This is a genomic window from Paenibacillus anseongensis (assembly GCF_009757995.1).
GTDB classification, from domain to species: Bacteria; Bacillota; Bacilli; order Paenibacillales; family NBRC-103111; genus Paenibacillus_E; species Paenibacillus_E chondroitinus.
This window is the reverse complement of record NZ_WSEM01000004.1, coordinates 462,363-482,014: the sequence shown is the minus strand read 5'-3', so window position 1 is coordinate 482,014 and position 19,652 is coordinate 462,363. Positions and strand designations below refer to the sequence as shown.

The following is a 19,652-nucleotide window of genomic DNA, read 5'->3' as shown; positions in this document are numbered from 1 at the left end:
TATCTCATTTATATTTTATATAACCTTAGAACTGAAATGAGAATTCATCATGCGAATACAGAAGCCCTGTGTAAACGGCAGTATATTAAATAACATCGAATACACACCTATATCTTTCGTATCTCCTTGAGAAAAATCAACTGCTCCATTCCTTCTTGTAACCTTCATCAAGTAGTTGGTAGCTTTCTTCGCGCTTACTAAACATTCTTCAGATATTTCTGTGATCTGTGAAGCATTGAGCATGAACCATCCTAATGTAGCTGTTGTTGAGGAGTCTGGTCTACTCTCTCCCCTAGTTACAGTCCAATTCCAATTACCTTGCTCTTGTTGAAATTGAATAGCAGCTTTTGCGAATCTTTTGACACTTGTTTCTAAAACACCTTTATACACATGTTCTTGGGGTAGTTCATTCCAAGCATCTATGAGACCTATGGCAAACCAACCGAGGCCTCTTCCCCACCCAAACAATCCAAGAGGTACTTTGCTATTTATTTGGTAGGCATGGCTTGGAATATAATATCCTTCAAGCATACCGTGTTCTTCATAGGTTCTTATTTGTTTTACAGCCAACTCTATACATTCTTCATGGCCATATCGAATACCGTATGCAACCAGAAAAGGGCAAATAAATCCGATAGTATCCACATACCTATAATCTTTCATGAATTTTCGATAGGTAACAGACCCCTCTTCACCAATATGCTCTCGAATTAATTCCCATGCAGAGTCGAGCGCAGCCTTATAGCGATCTATGTCGACAAAATCTAACTTCATAACAGCGTAAGCAAGTATAGCCGCATCTACATGTTTTGGTTTATTTATCCAATCACCTTGTTTATTAAATTTTGAATCCAAGAACCTTATGATTCCTTGTTTAATTTCTTTATCCGGACTATTCTTTACATACCCAGCCAACCCTAATAATAGAGAGGCTTCTTGCCAATATTGAATGGCATTTTTGGTATAGTTCCCTTGTAGCATATCGATGGCAACTAATCTTGTCTGATCGGTCACTTTTATCTTGGGAGTCGATTGTAACCATTTTATTCCTACATTGGTTATGGACTTATTCCATATCTGTTTTTCTTGAAATCTTCCGATATGAATCCGACTTAACCAATCCATAAAAATAGGAATTACATCAATTAATATAACGATTCCAACTATCCCTAAGATTAAAAGTCCTAATATTTGAAAAATCATTGTTTTCTGTCCTTTCCGATCAATTAAACAGCGCATAAAGCTTATGGATTTCATCCTCAGTGCCTAGATGTTCATTAGATAAATTAAATTTAAATTGATGTCTCAAGTCCTCATTATCAATTAATGTTTTAATTCCCTCGCTTATAGATTCAGCGGTCATATCTACAATGATCCCATTTTCAAGATTATTAATTTGATCTTTAGCCGTGTTAAAATTAGTTACAACAATCGGCTTTTGTAGAATCTTGGCTTCATCGATGGCAATTGATTTCCCTTCAAATCGGGATGTTTGAACATAAATATCCGCTTCTTTTATGTAAGGATAAGGATTTTCCTTAATGCCTAAGAGTATGAAAATTCCTTCCAACCCCTGCTCTTTTATCATTAGTTCGAGCTTAATTCTTTCCTCTCCCTCGCCGATGATATACCATTTCACAGAATATCCGGCCTGGACAAGCATTTTGCACGAATCAATTGCAAGCTCGAAGCCCTTTTGGTAATTTAGTCTTCCAACGGATACTAGTTTAATCTCGGTATCATTCATAGCGATCTGTTCTTTTGATAATTTATGAATAGCAGTTGGAGATACAATATTATGCATCACATCCACTTTGTTGCTGTACATCGGAAACCTTCTTTTCAGAATGTTGCCACATTCTTCTGATACGGTAACCAAATGATCCAACTTATCGAAATAAGGCTGATCCAGAGCAGGATCCATACCTAATTTGTCATAGTCATTATGAATAAAGCCAATTCTATTAGCAGCGTTGACTTTATCTATACAAAAATAAATCGGATTTTTTTCAAGGTATCCGATAGCAACATCATATTTCATATTTATATCTTTTAATGATTTCGATATGTATTTCCAGACTCGCTGTTCACATCGAATCTTATTTTTTTCACTCTTATAAATGGTACCAGCTAGGATTCTATAAAGAGCAACATCCAATTTTCCATTTCTAATGCAGTCTAATACTGCCGTTTTAATAGGCATATCATAATACTTATATTCTGGTGGTTCTGCTAACAGGTTCACTTGCTTTGGAATGTTATTCAGAAAAAGCCCTTCATGTTTAAGTAAAAATAGATCGACATCGTATTTCGAGTAGTCTATGGTCTCTAATAATGAAATGAGTGCTTTTTCGGCCCCACCACACCATAAATTGTTCATTACAAAAAGCACCTTTTTTTTCATAACATCACCTATTTATGATATCGTATAATTTTTCGATTTCTTCTTCTGTACCCAATTGCAAATTCGCAAGATTAGTGGTTAGTCTTTTTCTAAGATGACTATCCTTAATTAACTTTTCAATCCCATCTGCCATTGCAATAGCATCCATATCTACAATTAATCCATCAATTTCATCATTAACTTGATCCTTAGCTGTGCTGAAATTTGTAACAATAATTGGTTTGTTCAATATCTTGGCTTCATCAATAGCTATAGACTTCCCTTCAAACCTTGATGTTTGTGCATAAATATCAGCTTGCTTGATATAAGGATAAGGATTTGACTTTAAGCCCAGTAGCTTAAAATTGTTCTCTAGATGGTTTTCTTCGATTAGCTTCAAAAGCCTTTCCTTTTCTTCACCATCCCCAATGATATTCCATTGTATCTTGTAACCACGATCTACCAATAACTTGCAAGACTCAACTGCCAAATCAAAGTTCTTTTGATAGTGTAATCGGCCAATTGAAAGAATGATTATTTCGTCTCCCTGCTTTTCATATACATCTAGGGCATCTGGTGTTGCCATTTTATTAATGATTGATGGAGATACGATATTGTATATAACTTCTACTTTATCTTTTTGTTTAGGAAAGCGCTTCTCAAGAATATGAGCACATTCTTCCGAGACGGTAACAATATGATCCAACTTTTCAAAATAATCATTATCGAACCGCGAATCCATTCCTAGCTGATCATAGTCGATATGAACCCAACCTATTTTTCGATCCGCGGCGGCCACTTTATCCACACAAAAGTATGTAGAGGTTTTTTCTAGGAACCCAATAGCAGCATAATACTTATCTTGTAAGTGTTCTAATGATTTTGAAATATGTTTCCAGCTATATTGTTCTTTTTTTGCTATATTTCCTGGAAATCTATTCTTTATAGAGAACATCAATCTATTAAAGGCTAACCCACCGTTGCCTCTAAGCAAAAATTCCTTAACTGAGTGCAACAAAGGTAATGAAAATAAATGATAGGTTTCCGGTAACGGTAAAAGGCGTACCTCACTCGGAATAAATTCCATAAATATCCCTTCGTGAGATAATAGAAACAAATCTACCTCATAGACCTTGAAGTCAATTCTGTTTAGTAGAGTGACTAAACTTTTTTCCCCGCCACCTGCGCTTAGACTAGGCATAACAAAGAGTAATTTTTTTTTCATTGTATACCTCATTTTTATTGAACTAGTTGGTCTAGGTACTCAACAGCTTTATAGGACATTTGTTTGATACGAGGAATTGACACTTGCAGAGTCTCTCTGATTGTTTCTTCTTCTCTAACCATCTCATCGAATTTAGAAATTAAGCGTAGGCTATTCGAGATTTCATCGATGCCTAAGACCAACTTTTCTTCTCCAAAAATATCCTTGGCTATGCCCTTGGACTTCACGCTGTATCCTAGAACCATCGTTGGTACAAAGTTGGAATAAGCTGCTATTGTTGCATGTGTTCTAGCTCCAATAAAAAATCTCATTCTTGATATATAACCCTTGTACTGAATGGCATTTAGATGACCCGGCAATAAAATCACCCGACCGGTATGCTGAAACTCCTCATAGTACTTCTGAAGAATTTCATGATCATTATTTCCATTTTCAATGACATGAGGAGTAAGAGCTATGGTCATATCAGTTGTTTTTAGGATATGGGTAATGAGGTCTCTGACTGCCGTTTGAGATTTTTCATTTTTCTTCCACACCAAAGGACTAAAGTTAAGACCAACAGTGTTTCCAGATTGCCACCCACTAGGCAGATCCAGCTCTTCCTTCTCCATTGTGAATGCGGCGTCTGCACATAATTTGACGTTATTCAAACCCTTGCTTTTTAACATTTGATACGTCAACGTTTCTCTAGCAAGAATGAGATCAAACAACTTTAAGTCTTCTAATTTCCTGTCTGACATATCTTCATGACCTATCGAACATCCCCATAAGACTAGCTTTTTGCCTTGTGCTTTTACTCTTTTGTTAATTTCATACCAGCCAGGTTGTTCACCATAACAATAATTATCCCCACCAATAGAAAGACAAATATCCATTTGAGGAATATGTTTAACGATGTTATTGTGTATTTTTCCAAGTGCATACGATTCATTGTTAAAAAGCTTTACGTTAACTGATGAGAGAAGCCAGTCATACGAATATCTCTTAATAGCACGAGGTGATCCGTCATAAATCCCATCTATTTTGGCAATGATACGATCCGTCTCCGGTTTCCCCGAGGCTAAAAATACTTTGGCTCCTGTCATCTTCTCTTTAATAATACTAGTCGAAGCGCGAACAATTGCCTCACAACCTCTATTCAAACTGCCATCATGAGCAAACATCATAATCTTCATGTTCTGATCTCCTTAACTCGATTTATTTCTTATTCGGCTGTAAGTCGTGGCACAGTATAATCCTATGGTTGATTTCCTTCGAATCATATTCACGACAAATTTTTCATACCTACTTAAAGTCCCATAGACTTCATTGTAGTAAAATGGTAAGGCTTCTCTTACATAAGGGTTATTTATCATATCATTCACATAGCCAAGTCTTTTGCTGAAATTTAACCCGTTTGATGCATTTAGATATACATAAACATAAGACATTACACTATGAATTAATTTGATCGATTTTAGTTGCTTATGCCTTAATGGATTCACACCCCTCATAAGCGCTTCTGGCATGGCGAGTGTGTACACTTCCAATGCTCTTTTGAAATAGTCCTTTTCCAAAATGTTTCTAGTTGCACTTCCCGCCACTTCACGGTAATGATAGCCTGTATAATCCATATACATCGAACTGCCGGCACGGCTAAAAAATTGCATATTAAACATTCCATCCTCACCTAATGCAACTTTCTCCGGAAACTTTGCTTGGAAGTCAATGATTGCTTGGCGTTTATAAAGCTTGTTGCAAGCTGTATTTAATTGATCAGACTGCAAGAAGAAAGGTAATATGTTCTCCTCAATATATTCCCTTGTAAGCATGGTATTGGTTGGGAAAGGATACCTGGTTGTAACCTTCCGCCCCTCAATCTCACTTTCAAAATTCGAAATAACGGCATCATAGCCACCTTCACGAGCTGCGCTATACAATGTCGCATACATGTCCTCTTCAATAAAATCATCTGCGTCAACAAATCCGATATATTCACCGGCAGCTTCTTCTAGCCCCTTATTTCGAGCCATACTTACACCTTTATTCTCCTGATGAAACAATTTTATTCTTGGATCATGCTTCGCATAGTTTTCAATCATGTGCCCGCTTTGATCTCTGGAGCCATCATTAACAAAAATAAACTCACACTCCTGTAAGGACTGACCAATAAGAGAATCCAAGCAATGATTCAAATAATTTTCAGCGTTATAGACGGGGATGATTACACTCACTTTAATATTCATGTCTACATCACCCCATACAGCTTTTCTAATTCGTACGTATTACTGTAATCTTGATTCGTAATATGGTTAATTAATTTGTTTCTTAGCTCATATTTTTTGTAGAGCCGCTCTATTCCAGCTGCTATACCTTCTATATTAAGATCACAGATAACCCCATCAATACCATCCTCGACCTGACTCTTCGCGGTAGCATAATTCGTAATCAAGATAGGCTTACCTAAAATTTTCGCTTCCGTTACGGTGACTGCCTTGCCCTCGTACCTGGACGGCTGTACATACAGATCGCAGGCTTTTATATACGGGTACGGATTTGTTTTCTTGCCTAACAGGAAGAATTGGTCTTCTAATCCATTACTCTCGATTAACTCCCTTATGGCCACCTCATCCCCGCCGTAGCCAACAACGTACCATGCAATATCCTTATAGCCCTTATCTTTTAAAAGCTTTAAAGCCTTAACAGCATTATCAATCCCTTTGGCATGTGATAGTCTAGCTACGGTCATTAATTTAAATCTTGGATCATTCATAATAGGTTCAGCTGATTCTTTATCAGCCATAACTTTAATAAAGTCTGGAGAGGTAATGTTTTCTATAACGATTACCTTATTTTCTAATTCCCCATATTTGGATAAAAACGATTCCTTACATGCATCCGAGACGGCTACAATGTGATCAAATTCTCTCCACATTTCCAGATCCATCTGTACGTTTGTTTCTACATTGGAGTAATCGGTATGAATCCAGGCTATCTTCTTCTTTGCCTTAATCTTATGGGCTATAAAATAATGAGGCCATAAATAACTGATTGCCACGTCATATTCTTTCTCAACTTGGGGTAAATAGGGCAGCGCATATTTCCACATCAATTGCATTTGATAATATCCCGGCTCAGCCACCCGCCTGATTCGTCTAAACATTTCCGCGTGTAATTTGGATAAGACTCTTGATATGCCAATTGTGTAATGCTTATCTTGAAAGGTCTCTCCAATTGACTTTCTAAAAGTGGTGTACTGCGGGACTTCATTTAATAAATTAGTTTTATCATTAATCAAATTCATAAACTCACCTTGATGTTTGTAGAGCATTAAATCAATCTCATGCGAGTTATAGTCAAACTGATCAAGCATGCTGACCAGACTTCTCTCTACTCCCCCTACTTCCATATCAAAGGATGCAATTAATATATTCTTCATTGGATCCTCCTGAGAGCTTCCCTCATTCTTGCAATATTGTTGCCACCAATTACTTTGGCCAACATCCATTTCATCTGACCTTTAAACCGCGCTTTAGGCGGCAACCAGCTCTTATAAAAATGATGCATGGCATAAGTATTACTGGACATAAATGTTCTGCAGTTAATGTAATCATAGGGGGAAAAATACGTTTGAGGATAAAAAGTGCCAACCTCGCTTATCTCTTGATAGAGGCCATTGGGCTTAACTCCCCAGTCTCCTAACATCCTCGTTATCAAGGCAACGTTGGTTAACGAATCAAAGGAGCCATCTTCCCGAATGAAGTTCTTATCCTGATAGGAATCCATAAAAACTTTGATCAGCTTATTTTCTTTCGCAGCCCCGATCGTACTCGTTGCAATAAAATTCTCCTGCTCAAATCCCCAGAATGACTCATGATGCAGTAGGTCGTCAAAGCATTTGAACACTTCAACATCCGTGTCTAAGTAGATGCCGCCGAAGTGATATAGTGCAAACACCCTTGCATAGTCGCTAACGAATGCAAATTTACCTGCTTCGTACGCTTGCTTCACATAGACATTTCTGTTGACATCAAAGTTGCTTTCATTCCACTCTATGAATTGATAGTCAGTTAAATGGTTATGCCAACTGGCTATGCACTTTTTAACGATTTCTGGCCGCTCGTTTTTGCCAAACCAGCAATAATGGATAATCTTTGGAATTCTGTTGCTTTTATTATTCAAGGATATTGCCCCCTAGATCATATAAATATTCCAGAGCTTACTACTGGCACATCATTCGTTCTTTATAGTGAACTACTACACATGAGTAATTAAAGAAGCAATGAGGGGAAAGAAATAACGCCTTGTCTTTCATATCAATTGTAGTTCTTAATAAAGAACATGTCAATGATCCGGATTATTAAATTTAGATTTACGTCGCAGCCGTCGTTTGCAAGTCTGTCAATTGATTCCCTAGAAATTTTGCAAACAGCCCATTTTTTTCTTCCGCTAATTTGTTAAATCCGCCGCTTTGAACGATTGTCCCTTGATCCATGACAATAACCTGATTAGCATTTCGGATTGTCGACAAGCGATGAGCGATGACAATAATGGTCAGCTTGCCTTGAAGCCGATCCAGCGCTTCTTGAATCTTCGTCTCATTCTCTGTGTCTAACGAACTGGTCGCCTCATCCAAAATCAGGATGGAAGGTTTGCGTAATATGGCTCGCGCTAAAACAAGTCGTTGTCTTTCTCCACCCGACAATCGGATGCCTCTGTCTCCAATGAGTGTATCCAGCCCTTGAGGAAGCTTCCTGACAAATTCAGCCGATGCGGCGAACTCTAAGGCATCCCAGAGCTGCTCTTCTGTTGCATCCGGAGCGATCATTAGCAGGTTTTCACGTATATTTCCATTAAAAAGGAACGGATCCTGGGGGACATAACTGATCGATTTTCTCAAAGATAATAAATTCGTTCCTGTAAGGGGAACTCCATCCACAAGGACCTGCCCTTTCTCGGGCTGTAGCAATCCCATCAGGATATCAATTAAAGTACTTTTGCCTGCGCCGGATCTACCGACAACTGCTGTCATTTGATTGGAGTAAATTCGCAAGTTAATATCTTGGAGTGAACGAACCTCTTCATTGCGATTGTATCGAAAAGACACATCACGACATTCGAGGTAATCCGCAATATGAAGTGGTTTCACATAATTAAAGTCACGGTTCTCTTCTTTAACTTCCCTTGATGCTCGACATTCATTTTGTAATGCCTTCAAGGATTTAAAAGCAGGAATTGCCGTGGCGATTTGTTCGAGATTCGTCTGAACACCTTGAAATCGAGGCCAAAGTCTAAAAAACACGAGGATAATTAACATCAGCTGCTGTCCTTGTGTATGGAAGAGCATAACGGATGCGTAAATAAAAACAGCAATGATTAGTGATGACGAAACCTTGTAGTACAGCTGGGAATTCGCACTAATTTTAGCAGCTGCAAATCGTTCCCGTGCGAATTGTTGACACCAATCTATCATCCAGTTACGGCGTGACTCCTCCAGCATATTGCTTTTAATGTCCTTGATTCCATTGAAGTGATCCGTTATTCCGCCAATATAACTTCTCCCGATCTCTAGAGACTGATTTCCAATCTTGTTTGCTTTTTTAATAAAAGTACGAGAAAAGAATGAGACGACTAGTCCGCAGCATAGGACAAAGACCGTCAATTTGACGGATAACCATAAGGCAATCCCGACTTGGATTAAAGTAAATATAATCGATGTTAAGAACTGCATAAAAACATAGGATCCCGTTGTTACATGCCCCAACTCTCCAGTCAACGAGTTAATGAGATCTGATTTTCTTTTCTTAATGAAAAAATCCCAGTTCGCATGAAGTAAGGCGTTGTATGTCTCTAATCTTACGTGATTGATAAATCCGGTATGGATTTTGATATCTCTAAGGTTGAGATTCCGCTGAATTAAACTTTGACCTGTTATTAGTGCAATATACGCACCTACGATGATGATCAGCGATACTGACTTAGGAAGCTCATTCAGTAATTTAATGATGCCTAGATGGGAGCTCCATCCCGTATTAATGTCCATGATACCGCTAATGCCGAGCAATGGGAGCAATAAAAATATCCCCATGCCGTCAAGGAAGCTGATAAGCATCATAGCCAGAAGGTTCACATATAAAATCTTACCCGCGTAGCCATGCAACTGTTTGATAAAATATAAGAGATGTTCCATTACACTTCTCCCTGTGACAAGTTACGCTTCCATGTTTTTCTCCATGCCCACAAGACAGGACGTAAAGGGAAGTAGAGGAACTGCAATTGTTTAGGTAAAGGCAGTGTCTCGGCATCTTCCGGGTATGGATACAAGAAACTCATGACGAAAAGGATCTTATGTGGAGTCGGCATCAGTGAAAATAAATGACGTTTATGATAATTAGCCACATGCTCCGGCAAAGGAGGCGTATGAAGATTAATCATTTGCCCAATATAGAATAGGGCGTCATTTGCTAATTGTTTAGCATTCTTGGTTGCAGTAATTGATTCCAGATCCATGGTTAACGGAGTATGTAGAAGCTGTTTAGCCAAAATAAGCGCTTGTGCACCAATGTGGAGCAGTCTGAATTCTTTCAGCAGTTTGTATAGCTTAGGGAAGTCCAGGTTTTGCCTGGCAATCCGATCGATATCGGCCAACCAACGAAGACGGGACCATCCATGGCGAGCCCCATGTGCAGCAAGAAATAGAAATAAATCCTCTCTCCCTAAGTAATAGACAGGATTACTCGTAATCGTACTTATCCGTTTTCGTTCCCACAAGTCATCGAAAGCAGGCTCTTTCCCAGGACCTGGGCCTAATCTCCAATGCACCTCGAGGGTAACTCCCGTTATTTCGTGGATATAGGTGACATGATGATGTCTCCATTTCCAATCATTCAGTATCGTCTTGTATTCCTCTTCTTTCACGTAGCCGTATCCTCTGAGCAATTCCTCTGCTTTGTTCAAATCATGTATGGGAATCAGGATGTCTAAGTCGCGTGATGTTCTAAGGGATACATCGCCATAAAGATCAGCTGCAAGTACGGGTCCCTTCAAGACGATAGCGCGGATATCCATTTCGGAGAACTGCTTACAAAGTTCTTCCATCTGTGCGCTCAAGCGCAGCATATTGAAGGTGTTACTTTCATAGTCTTTTTTCAGAGCTTGCTTGACTCTCAGTGGAATCCCCACTTCATCTGTTTTCCTGAGATGGTTAAAAAGAATGGAGTAAACCCGATGATGTCTTCCCAGGGCAAGGAATTTATCCCAATCGATATTCGTTATTTCTACCTGATCCTCTCTCATGATGGATAGCAATAAATTCAATTCATCAGAAAAAGGTGCCGAATCCAAACGAACAGTATTGTCCATCATTTTTGATCTGCTCCTTCATTATCTACCGACTGATAGTTTTAGCAAATTTACCAACAACGGCATACCGTTCCATGCCATCTGCTCCGGTAATATAATAGGGACCGCTGCGGAGCCAAGCGTGAGCTACCATTTTGCCAGACTCGTCCCTGCCGGTCCCAAGATACAGTGTGCTTTCGATTTGACGTTTTTCAAGCATTTTTAAAGCAGCTATAGCCTTAACCAAACATTTACTCTCCCAGAACGTATGTCGACTCATAATCTGAATCGCATCGTGAACTCTGCTTAATGTGGCCTTGTTAGGTAAGGTTTGGTTATTCGTTGTTTCCTCCATCTGAGCGCCTAACGAAGGTGCGACCCTAGAAAAAGGAAGAAAGAGCAGCAAACGCGCCCACCCTAAATAGATATAAGCTTCTATAAATAAAAGCATTGTTTTCGTATCTAATGAGAAAAAACTTCTAACTTTATTCACGATGCCCATCGGCTCCAACTTGAACCAAGCCTTCTCCTGCCATATGTGCTAAGAAGGATTTTACATGCTGCTCGCACTCGTTTTGGTCGACATCATATTCCTGCATTAATGTAGAAACTAACTGACCAATGGAAATAGGATTTTCAATAGAATCCCATATTTTACCGCCAATTTCTCCTAGATTGTAATACTTTCCGTTCTGAACACTTAGCATGACTTTTTCACCGCCCATATCGCTGACGATGTTCCCTTTTCCTTGACATACACAATCCTGCAGTGAAATTGTTTCATGATTCATCATGGTTTATTCCCCCAAATTTAATGTTCCCAGGATGGTCGAAACCAATTGAGGAGCTGTAAAGCTAGATACTGGTCGACTTAATTGAAACATTTGAATATGATGCAAAATGCTCGCCGATGTTTTAAAGTGCCAATCGACTAATCCTAGACCAGGAATAAAGAAATTGCGATAGGTATGATAAAATAACGGATAGAAACGTTCGAGCTTTTCAATGAGACGAATCTCTATATCTTCATTCGCTGTTTTCACAAGCTCAATCACGCCGGCGAGAGGTAAGGATTCCGTACAGTAGCTTGTGGATACCGGGATATAATATTTATCCACTCTGCCATATAAAGACTGATAATTGCTGGATACCAGACCAAACTTGGTAAGACTATCTTGCCATAGCTTCTGTTGTGGATAGGATGGAGTAACGTATGGGATGTTATCCTGTGACAACGTGATTGCTATCACATCATCACTTAGAAGCTGATATCCACGAGTTATGAACGCTGAAGCTAGCGTTGACTTCCCCGCACCTGAATCCCCAACAATTGCGTAAGCCTTACCATCAATTGCTAAAGCACTTCCGTGCAGAGGAAATATTTTTCTCTGCATCAAGATGGCACCCATGCATGTTCCAAGAACGAGAAGTCGAATCTCGCCTTCTTCTGCTTCTTTCATCGGTGAAACCGTGATTTTTTTCCCATCCTGAATAGAGAACGTTGCGATTTCAGGAATATGAAACATCGTTAAATTCTCTTTGACTAGAAATTGATTGGGATCATCGGATAAATCAAAGTATAATGGCGTGAGATCCGGGTCAATACGTATTTCAATATCCGCTACTTCTTGCTGCTCACTCACTTTGATTAATTCCGGCAAATCCATATCGCTTGATATGGTTAACCCGAAGGCTTTATAAATAAGTTTTTGTTTGACTTCTAACATTATTTCACTCCATTGTTACCATGATTATGTTAAAGCCCCTATACTGTCTTGATGTATAAGGGCTTTAACATATGTAAGAAATCTAGTTAGTTTTTAAGCTAAGTTAATCTTAGCTCCATGTTAATTGGTCTTTAGGCGTTCCTGTCGGATAATTATGATCGAGGTGATTCCCGTTTTTAGGATCAAGCATTGTCATGTTTACATTCAACACTTCTAATTCCGGTTTTTGCCATTCTTTTTTCATATATATTCACCTCCTTTCAAGCAAATTTTTTCATGTATCGGTATAGGATTAAACTGCGCATTAAAATCTTATAATCAGCATCGGTCGCATATTCCGGGATAGCCCCAGCTTCAACCTTTGCCAACGCAGCATTTAACACATCACCATCTAAATAGCTCAAGATTCTATCATCCTTGCTGAGTTGTTTTAACTCAGCTTTATATGTATCCCAATGTGGAATCATCCGATGAACCCAGTCAGCACCCTGAACCCCTCGATAATGCAGATTTAACCTGACCTTATCCGGCAATAACTTTTCTGTAGATCTTCGTATAAGAGACCGATCAACACCGTTTTGCACATATTGTTCTTCAGGTACAGAAAGGCAAAACCGGATCACCCGTAAATCGTTGGTTGGATCACGCTGCCATAGCGAGTAACGTAATGACAACTTTGCCGTTAATGTGTTTGTCGTATTCCAGTGGAATACATCCTTGAAATGCTTTCTCCTTAGTTCATGCAGATTAGCAGTAGAGGAAAACCAACCTGTTTGATCTATACCGTAGTCTTTTAGTCTGTTAAATACATTCGTTCTTTTAGCTAAATTCTGATTAATGATTCTTGGGAATATATAGGATTTATCCTCTGATGGAAATATTCGGTCGATGAATGGAAAGGCTACTCTAGCCACTTCTGGAAGCCTCCGCAGTCTTGGCCCTCCCACTTTACTACTGTAGTGATGCAGCTCTTGTACAAGACGAACCCACTTCATTTTTTTAAAAAGTAGGGCGTAATGCTCGTAAGCGGATCCCCAGGATATGCTCAAATTCCCTCGCGCGCCGCTTAATAACACGCCAATTCCTTCCTGCTGCGCTTTCTCAAATATGCCTTTAATCCAGAAGGAGTTCTCGAAATATTTATAGGGAAGCTCCGTTATTTCCAGAAAATCGTCAATTTCTGTATACGAGTTTTTACCCTCAAGATCCAAGTAATGATCGTTTATGCCACCCACATGCTGCACGGTCGATTGAATAAAGGGTCGTTCATCCGCCATTAAATGCCTGGGTGTATAATCCTTAAAATCCTTGGGAGGGATATAGCTAAATGTATGCAATCGTTTGGCATTCTTGTTTAGAGCATTAGCAGCAAAACTGACAATGGAGCCAGAATCTAATCCGCCGCTTAATTGAGCACCGACCCCACGATTCGTCCGTAGACGCGATTGGACAGCTGTTCGAAAAACGTCTTGGAAAGCTTCTACGTACTCATCATTTGATTTCAGTTTCAACCGCTCTCCCGCAGTTAGCGTGCAATATCTTGTAAGCTTTATTTGCCCGCCGGTAATCGAAATGCTGTGAGAAGGTAACAATTGATCAATATGTTGATACGGTGTTATTGAAGCATCTACCGCTTCAACCACAGCAGAGATGGCCAAATATTCCGCCAGCCATTGTTCATTAAGCTCCTTCTTCACATAGGGCAGCGTCAACAAAGGCTCAATGGCCGTACAAAACGCAAACCGTTTTGCATTAGAGTGAAAATAAAGCGTCCTACTCCCCGAAAAATCCCGGGCGCCAAAAAGCATTTGCTTCCTCTCATCCCAAATCATAAAAGCAAAATCGCCAATCAAGTACTTTGGAGCATCCTCAGCCCATTTGTGATAGGCCAGTAAAATCAGCTCACTATCCGGTATGCTAGCTCTCCGGTCTCGCTCTATTTGAAGCTTCTCAAATAATTCATCTCGGTTATCAATGATCGCATCAGCGGTTATCGCTAACTTTCTATTCTGATCATAGTAGGGTAATCGCTCACCAATCGACTCTGGCGTGATCCACTGTGCATGACAGCCCAGGAAGATCTTCTCATGATGCCATACCTGAATATCGTCAGCAGGATATTTCTCTAAATCGAACATCATACGATGACCATGTTCCGTATTTATCGGTTCTTGATCATAATGGAATATCCCGGCGATGGCACTCATTTTCTACCCCACAGTACAATTAGTAATTGGCATTTCACTGCCTGGATGTTCTTTTTAAAGAACAACCGAGTGAACGTATGCCTTATAAATCTAGTTCAATTACCCGACTTACTTTTTATTTATTTGACCACTTGTCGTTCTTTATCGAGAACAATTTCAGGATATCATCTTCATTCTTTACTGTCAACTGCTTCCTAAAACTTTTTTATCTCGCTCGAAAACATCATTTTTCCTAGGTTACATACGAATTGAACAAGCGCTGCCCATGAATGTCCAAGGGAATCAAAATTGAAAAACTTATCATAAACTTTACTTACAAATTGCTTGAAATTTCGACGGCTTCTTCCCCTATACGCCCCCTCAAAGTTGAGCTTACTTCGAAGCGGCAATCGCAACGGCAATTCCTTGATCTCCGATAAATGAGGAAAATAACGATACACGATAAGCAATGTTCTTATCATTCTGCGCAGCGTTTTATGTGCAGCGGCATCCTCTAATAACCGGTTAAAGTCAATCTGATCATGCCTTGCCTGGAGAATTTGGATAATATCTATGAAATATTTGGGCGAATTCATATAATGGCTCCAGCCATGCAGGCAAATCATGTAAAACGAATGGTAAACAGACAGCTCCTTGACATATTGGAAGGAGGCCATCGGCAGCGCTTCTCCCCAAAATTCGTCCATATTTAAATTCGAAGTTTTCTCGATCAGGAAATCCCAATGGAGTTCAACCGTGAGCGGAACTGAACAGTGGGGCAAAGGTTTGGATAAGCTCCAGTGGAAATGCGACATTGTGCTCTCTTGTTCGTTGGTATATCCCAGTGACTTCACACACTGAATAGCCCGCTCCAGATCATGCTTCTGCACCAACACATCAATATCGGTTGTCCCTCTAGCTCCAAGGTGGCCAAAATATTTTTCAGCCAAATAGACGCCTTTAAGCGGAATGACAGAAATCCCCAACTCCTCGAATTTCTTCAGCAGCCGGTCCGTTTGATTTTTAATAAAAAGATTGAGATATAACGTTTCATTATATTCCTGTTTTAATCGTTCTTGAAAAAAGAGCGGAACTTGCGACCCTCTGCCTTGTTGTTGGATTAAGAAATAAACCTGGGAAGCTACGCCAAAGTACGCAATATCCTCTAACGCTTTTTCATAAAAGGTAACATCCTGAGGTAAAGAAGCCCGCGGATCATACAACGCGTGTATCAAAGGAATGATCATCACTTGGAGGAGCTCCTTTCTCCGCTTGCAACCGGTATAATCGACGATATAGCCCTTCCTGCCTAATGATCTCTTCATGACGGCCCATTTGCACAATCTTTCCTTCATCCATAACAAGGATGAGGTCCGCATTTTGTACGGTGGATAGTCGATGAGCAATCACTAATGTGGTGCGATTATGCAGCAGCTTTTCCATCGCCTTTTGCACATGATACTCCGTTTCGCTGTCCAAAGCTGACGTGCCTTCATCCAACAGAAGGATCGGAGCATCCTTTAACAAGGCACGTGCAATAGCCATACGCTGACGCTGCCCACCGGATAGTCTGGAGCCTCTCTCCCCGATTTCGGTATCATATCCATTCGGAAGAGCGGTGATAAAGGTATGGATGCCGGCAATAGACGCCGCCTGTATCATCTGGGCATCTGTGATGCCAGGTTTGGCTAGCTGCAGATTCTCTCTGACCGTACCGCTGAACAACACGGTTTCTTGGGAAACATGAGCGAATAAGCTTCTCTGTTCGGAAACGGTCAGCGCAGCAGTCGAACGACCGTTGATTGTAATGCTGCCTGATTGCGGCAAATAAAAGCCCTGAAGCAAATGAAACAAGGTGCTCTTTCCTGCCCCGCTTAAACCGACAATAGCGACGATCTTTCCGGGCGGAATTTGCATATGAAATTGATCGAAAACAAGCTTTTGCCCATCATAGCTAAACGAAACATCTTTGAAATGAATGGCTGACAGCATAGGCTTATAAGCAATCGCCTCAGGCAAGCTGTCGGATTCAATCTCTATTTCCAGGATCTTAAATATCCTTTCCATGGCGGAAATGGATTTTTGAAGGCCTGCCCATTGTCCGGCCAGTTCTGTCAGCGGATATACCAAGTGGTTAACAAGGTTGATAAACGTTAATAGGGCACCTACGGTCAAGACACCGCTTGAGACGTAGTACGAACCCAAACATAGGCTTATCAGAAATGTGACGGAAGCAGCAGCCTGACTCCCCACATAAAACCATCCGCGCAATTTGGCGTTCTGCAGCTCCAGTGCATATAGTTCCTGATTCCTATTTACATATTTCGCGAAAATGAACTTTTCCATGAGGAAAGAACGGATAACGAACAAACCGCTGAACGTTTCATTCAGCAACACGTTCATTCGTGCTACTAAATCCTGAATCAGCCGGTTATTTTTCCGAAGCATGAAGCCAAAAACAACCCCGGAAACCATGGCAACAGGCGCCACAAACACGCTAACGAGCGCCAGTTTCCAACTGATTTGAAGCAAATAAATGAAAACAGCCACATAGATGAACGGTAATTTAATCAAATAAATAAGGCTGCTGCCAATAATGCCATCAAGGTTATGAATATCATTCGTGAAATGCGCCAATAAATCCCCGGAATGTTTACCGTCGATGTGCTTTCCAGGCAGCTGCAAAATATGTTTGAACACATCAGCGGAGAAGTCCCTTTTTACCCCATTTGTTGCAATGGTCTCCCACAGTGTTGTGAGATACGTCGAAGCAATACTTACGGCAACCAGCAACGCGCCTAAAGGCACCAACCATTTCATAAGCCCAAAATGACTATGAATGGCCGCATCCGTGAGATGGCCAAAAAACCATGAGAAGGATAACGTTAAACCGATATCCACGAATAACAAAAGGAATAGCCCCATGTATGCCTTACGATGCGCAATCATGTAGGGCTTCAATATGGAGTAAGTCGTGCGAACATCTTTTATGGCCAATCTTCCCATCATACCCGCGACACTCCACTGTAAGTCTAGACTTGAAAGCTCTCTTTCCGATTTAGATAAAATCTTAATAATAACGCTATCATTGGAAATGTCAGAATAATTCTTCCCCAAACATAAGCAAATAGATCTGTTGTATGGATGATCCGCCTTTTCCGCTCAATCCAAGTCAGCTTCCCGATCAATTGATCCAGCCCGATAGCTTCATCATGCTTTAAATTGGTGTCACCTTTGCATAGGTAATACAACTGCTGATTCCTTGTGACCATCCGGCAAAATCGATGAGCAACCAAGTTTCCGCCTAACGTACGAAATAAAAGGACATCGCCTTTCTTTATGCTTTTCGTGTTCGTAATGCTGAAACGGCAAATGTCACCTTTTTTGATAAAAGGATACATGCTTGTTCCTCGTGCCGGAAGTTCAATCCAGCCATTTTTGGCCATCACACGTGTAAGAAGTTGGATCGATTCTTTAGGAAACAGCATATTGGACCAAACCCCGCCCTATCATCTCCGTCAAAAAGGCTTCAACATCCTCTTCGACGCTCTCACCGACGGAGGCATACTCCTCGCGAACCGCTTCGCTTATGGAGTTTACTGTCTGAGCCACACCAAGTAACGACCAGCAGTAACCGCCTACTTCATTTAATTTCGTCAACGTAAATTCATCCGTGTTCAAAATAATACATTCCATATCCAGCTGTATAAACTCATAATCATTCATCCGAAGGTATTTGGTCATTAGGATATCAGCTCCCAGAATGTCTCGTTTTTTTGAAAATGCAGCTCGGAAATCGCAACCGAATGAACGACCTGCTGCAGCAGACGGAAGATTTTCCTTGTTTCTTCCAAGCTGTGAGACCAATAAAACACTTTATTCATAAGAAAAAGAAGGCTGTTCGATTTGCTAAGCGAAACGATCTGATTATCCATTGCCTGATGCAATAGATAGATGTTGGTCAACGGACTAGTCTCTCCTGCACCTGTTCTAACCAGTTCACTTCGAAATGGTGAATCATAGACGGTAATCTGACCAGGAGAAATTTTAATAATGGTTGCCTCATCGGAAAGCAGCTCCCGGGGATGCGACAGCTTAGCCGCCGTAGATTTTCCGGCCCCCGAGTGTCCTGCAAACATATAGGCTTTGCCCTTATCTATCGCACAGGATGAGTGGATCAGCAGTCCGCACTGATGGTAGACCAGATAGGAGCTGTATAGATTCATCAGCGCGTGCTTTAACGCCAACTCATTATGCACAGAAATGTTGGAGTCCTGATAATCCAAGCTGGTCTCGATGCAATAATCAGCCCTTTGAAATAAGATCTTGTGTGTTTCTTTGGATATCTCCACGTGATAGTCAACGAAAGGAGTCCCATATCCCCCTGTAAGTTGAATGAAGAGATCCGGGTTCCTATTGCTCGTATCTATCACGGGGAAATTTCGCTCAATCCAGTATGTCATCTGATCGGAGTCGCAAATCATTTGAACCAGATGCTCTCCAATCGTTGTGTGAATGCGCGCCATTGTACATCCCCTTGGGACTTTATTGATCGTTGAGGCCAACGGCAGCTAGCCGTTAACCTCTTCGAATAAATTCACTTATTCTTGCCGTTTCCATTGCCATTATGAGGTCCGGTATACGGAGGGTTGGGATAATTAATGCCGCCATTCCCTTTACCTGGGTGATTCAAATTGCCTTTGCCTTTGTTCCAGCTCTGCGCTGTCTCAAAGCGAACCGGCTGTTGACTTAGAACCATGGGGCGAGTATACAGTTTGGGTACTTTTTTCGTTTCATCGTTCATCGCATTC

Annotated in this window: 20 protein-coding genes; all 20 read right to left on the bottom strand. The window is 40.5% G+C overall.

The annotated features are described in order from the left end of the window. Positions 1 to 15 precede the first annotated feature (15 nt). On the bottom strand, positions 16 to 1,203 hold the full coding sequence (locus GON05_RS04155; protein WP_157317935.1) for a glycoside hydrolase family 88 protein: 1,188 nt from the start codon (positions 1,201 to 1,203) through the stop codon (positions 16 to 18). Positions 1,204 to 1,222: 19 nt separating this feature from the next. Then, a complete protein-coding gene (locus GON05_RS04150) occupies positions 1,223 to 2,404 on the bottom strand; it encodes a glycosyltransferase (protein ID WP_157317934.1) in 1,182 nt (393 codons plus the stop codon). Between the two features lie 4 nt (positions 2,405 to 2,408). Beyond that, positions 2,409 to 3,608: a glycosyltransferase gene (locus GON05_RS04145; protein ID WP_157317933.1), complete on the bottom strand. Its 1,200-nt coding sequence runs from the start codon at positions 3,606 to 3,608 to the stop codon at positions 2,409 to 2,411. Positions 3,609 to 3,622: 14 nt separating this feature from the next. After that, positions 3,623 to 4,783, bottom strand: a complete 1,161-nt coding sequence (locus GON05_RS04140) for a polysaccharide pyruvyl transferase family protein (protein WP_157317932.1) — start codon at positions 4,781 to 4,783, stop codon at positions 3,623 to 3,625. Positions 4,784 to 4,795: 12 nt separating this feature from the next. After that, the gene (locus GON05_RS04135; RefSeq protein WP_157317931.1) at positions 4,796 to 5,833 is read right to left on the bottom strand and encodes a glycosyltransferase family 2 protein; all 1,038 of its coding nucleotides are present in this window, start codon (positions 5,831 to 5,833) and stop codon (positions 4,796 to 4,798) included. Between the two features lie 2 nt (positions 5,834 to 5,835). Continuing rightward, a complete protein-coding gene (locus tag GON05_RS04130; RefSeq protein WP_157317930.1) occupies positions 5,836 to 7,026 on the bottom strand; it encodes a glycosyltransferase in 1,191 nt (396 codons plus the stop codon). Continuing rightward, positions 7,023 to 7,769 carry a glycosyltransferase family 32 protein gene (locus GON05_RS04125; RefSeq protein ID WP_157317929.1) on the bottom strand — a complete coding sequence of 249 codons (747 nt, stop codon included), beginning with the start codon at positions 7,767 to 7,769 and terminating at the stop codon, positions 7,023 to 7,025. The genes GON05_RS04130 and GON05_RS04125 overlap by 4 nt, the downstream gene beginning before the upstream one ends. Positions 7,770 to 7,959: 190 nt before the next feature. Then, positions 7,960 to 9,777: an ABC transporter ATP-binding protein gene (locus GON05_RS04120; RefSeq protein ID WP_157317928.1), complete on the bottom strand. Its 1,818-nt coding sequence runs from the start codon at positions 9,775 to 9,777 to the stop codon at positions 7,960 to 7,962. Continuing rightward, a complete protein-coding gene (locus GON05_RS04115; RefSeq protein ID WP_157318068.1) occupies positions 9,777 to 10,949 on the bottom strand; it encodes a nucleotidyltransferase domain-containing protein in 1,173 nt (390 codons plus the stop codon). The genes GON05_RS04120 and GON05_RS04115 overlap by 1 nt, the downstream gene beginning before the upstream one ends. Positions 10,950 to 10,974: 25 nt before the next feature. Then, a complete protein-coding gene (locus tag GON05_RS04110) occupies positions 10,975 to 11,430 on the bottom strand; it encodes a lasso peptide biosynthesis B2 protein (protein ID WP_157317927.1) in 456 nt (151 codons plus the stop codon). Beyond that, positions 11,414 to 11,722 (bottom strand): lasso peptide biosynthesis PqqD family chaperone, encoded by a 309-nt coding sequence (locus tag GON05_RS04105; RefSeq protein WP_157317926.1) that lies wholly within the window; start codon positions 11,720 to 11,722, stop codon positions 11,414 to 11,416. Before GON05_RS04105 ends, GON05_RS04110 begins: the two co-directional genes overlap by 17 nt. 3 nt (positions 11,723 to 11,725) lie before the next feature. Beyond that, positions 11,726 to 12,655 (bottom strand): HPr kinase/phosphorylase, encoded by a 930-nt coding sequence (locus GON05_RS04100; protein WP_157317925.1) that lies wholly within the window; start codon positions 12,653 to 12,655, stop codon positions 11,726 to 11,728. A gap of 109 nt (positions 12,656 to 12,764) precedes the next feature. Continuing rightward, entirely contained in the window at positions 12,765 to 12,899 is a 135-nt protein-coding gene (locus GON05_RS04095; protein WP_157317924.1) for a paeninodin family lasso peptide, read from the bottom strand. A gap of 16 nt (positions 12,900 to 12,915) precedes the next feature. Further along, complete coding sequence (locus tag GON05_RS04090; RefSeq protein ID WP_157317923.1) at positions 12,916 to 14,862, bottom strand: lasso peptide isopeptide bond-forming cyclase; 1,947 nt, start codon at positions 14,860 to 14,862, stop codon at positions 12,916 to 12,918. A 194-nt stretch (positions 14,863 to 15,056) separates the two neighbouring features. After that, entirely contained in the window at positions 15,057 to 16,088 is a 1,032-nt protein-coding gene (locus GON05_RS04085; protein ID WP_157318067.1) for a nucleotidyltransferase domain-containing protein, read from the bottom strand. Further along, positions 16,057 to 17,850, bottom strand: coding sequence for an ABC transporter ATP-binding protein (locus tag GON05_RS04080; RefSeq protein WP_157317922.1), 1,794 nt, complete (start codon positions 17,848 to 17,850; stop codon positions 16,057 to 16,059). The genes GON05_RS04085 and GON05_RS04080 overlap by 32 nt, the downstream gene beginning before the upstream one ends. A gap of 23 nt (positions 17,851 to 17,873) precedes the next feature. Further along, a complete protein-coding gene (locus GON05_RS04075) occupies positions 17,874 to 18,329 on the bottom strand; it encodes a signal peptidase I (RefSeq protein ID WP_157317921.1) in 456 nt (151 codons plus the stop codon). After that, a complete protein-coding gene (locus GON05_RS04070) occupies positions 18,316 to 18,585 on the bottom strand; it encodes a PqqD family protein (protein WP_157317920.1) in 270 nt (89 codons plus the stop codon). Before GON05_RS04070 ends, GON05_RS04075 begins: the two co-directional genes overlap by 14 nt. Continuing rightward, positions 18,585 to 19,367 (bottom strand): hypothetical protein, encoded by a 783-nt coding sequence (locus GON05_RS04065; protein WP_157317919.1) that lies wholly within the window; start codon positions 19,365 to 19,367, stop codon positions 18,585 to 18,587. The genes GON05_RS04070 and GON05_RS04065 overlap by 1 nt, the downstream gene beginning before the upstream one ends. Positions 19,368 to 19,438: 71 nt before the next feature. Then, entirely contained in the window at positions 19,439 to 19,645 is a 207-nt protein-coding gene (locus GON05_RS04060; protein WP_127455418.1) for a hypothetical protein, read from the bottom strand. Positions 19,646 to 19,652: the final 7 nt, after the last annotated feature.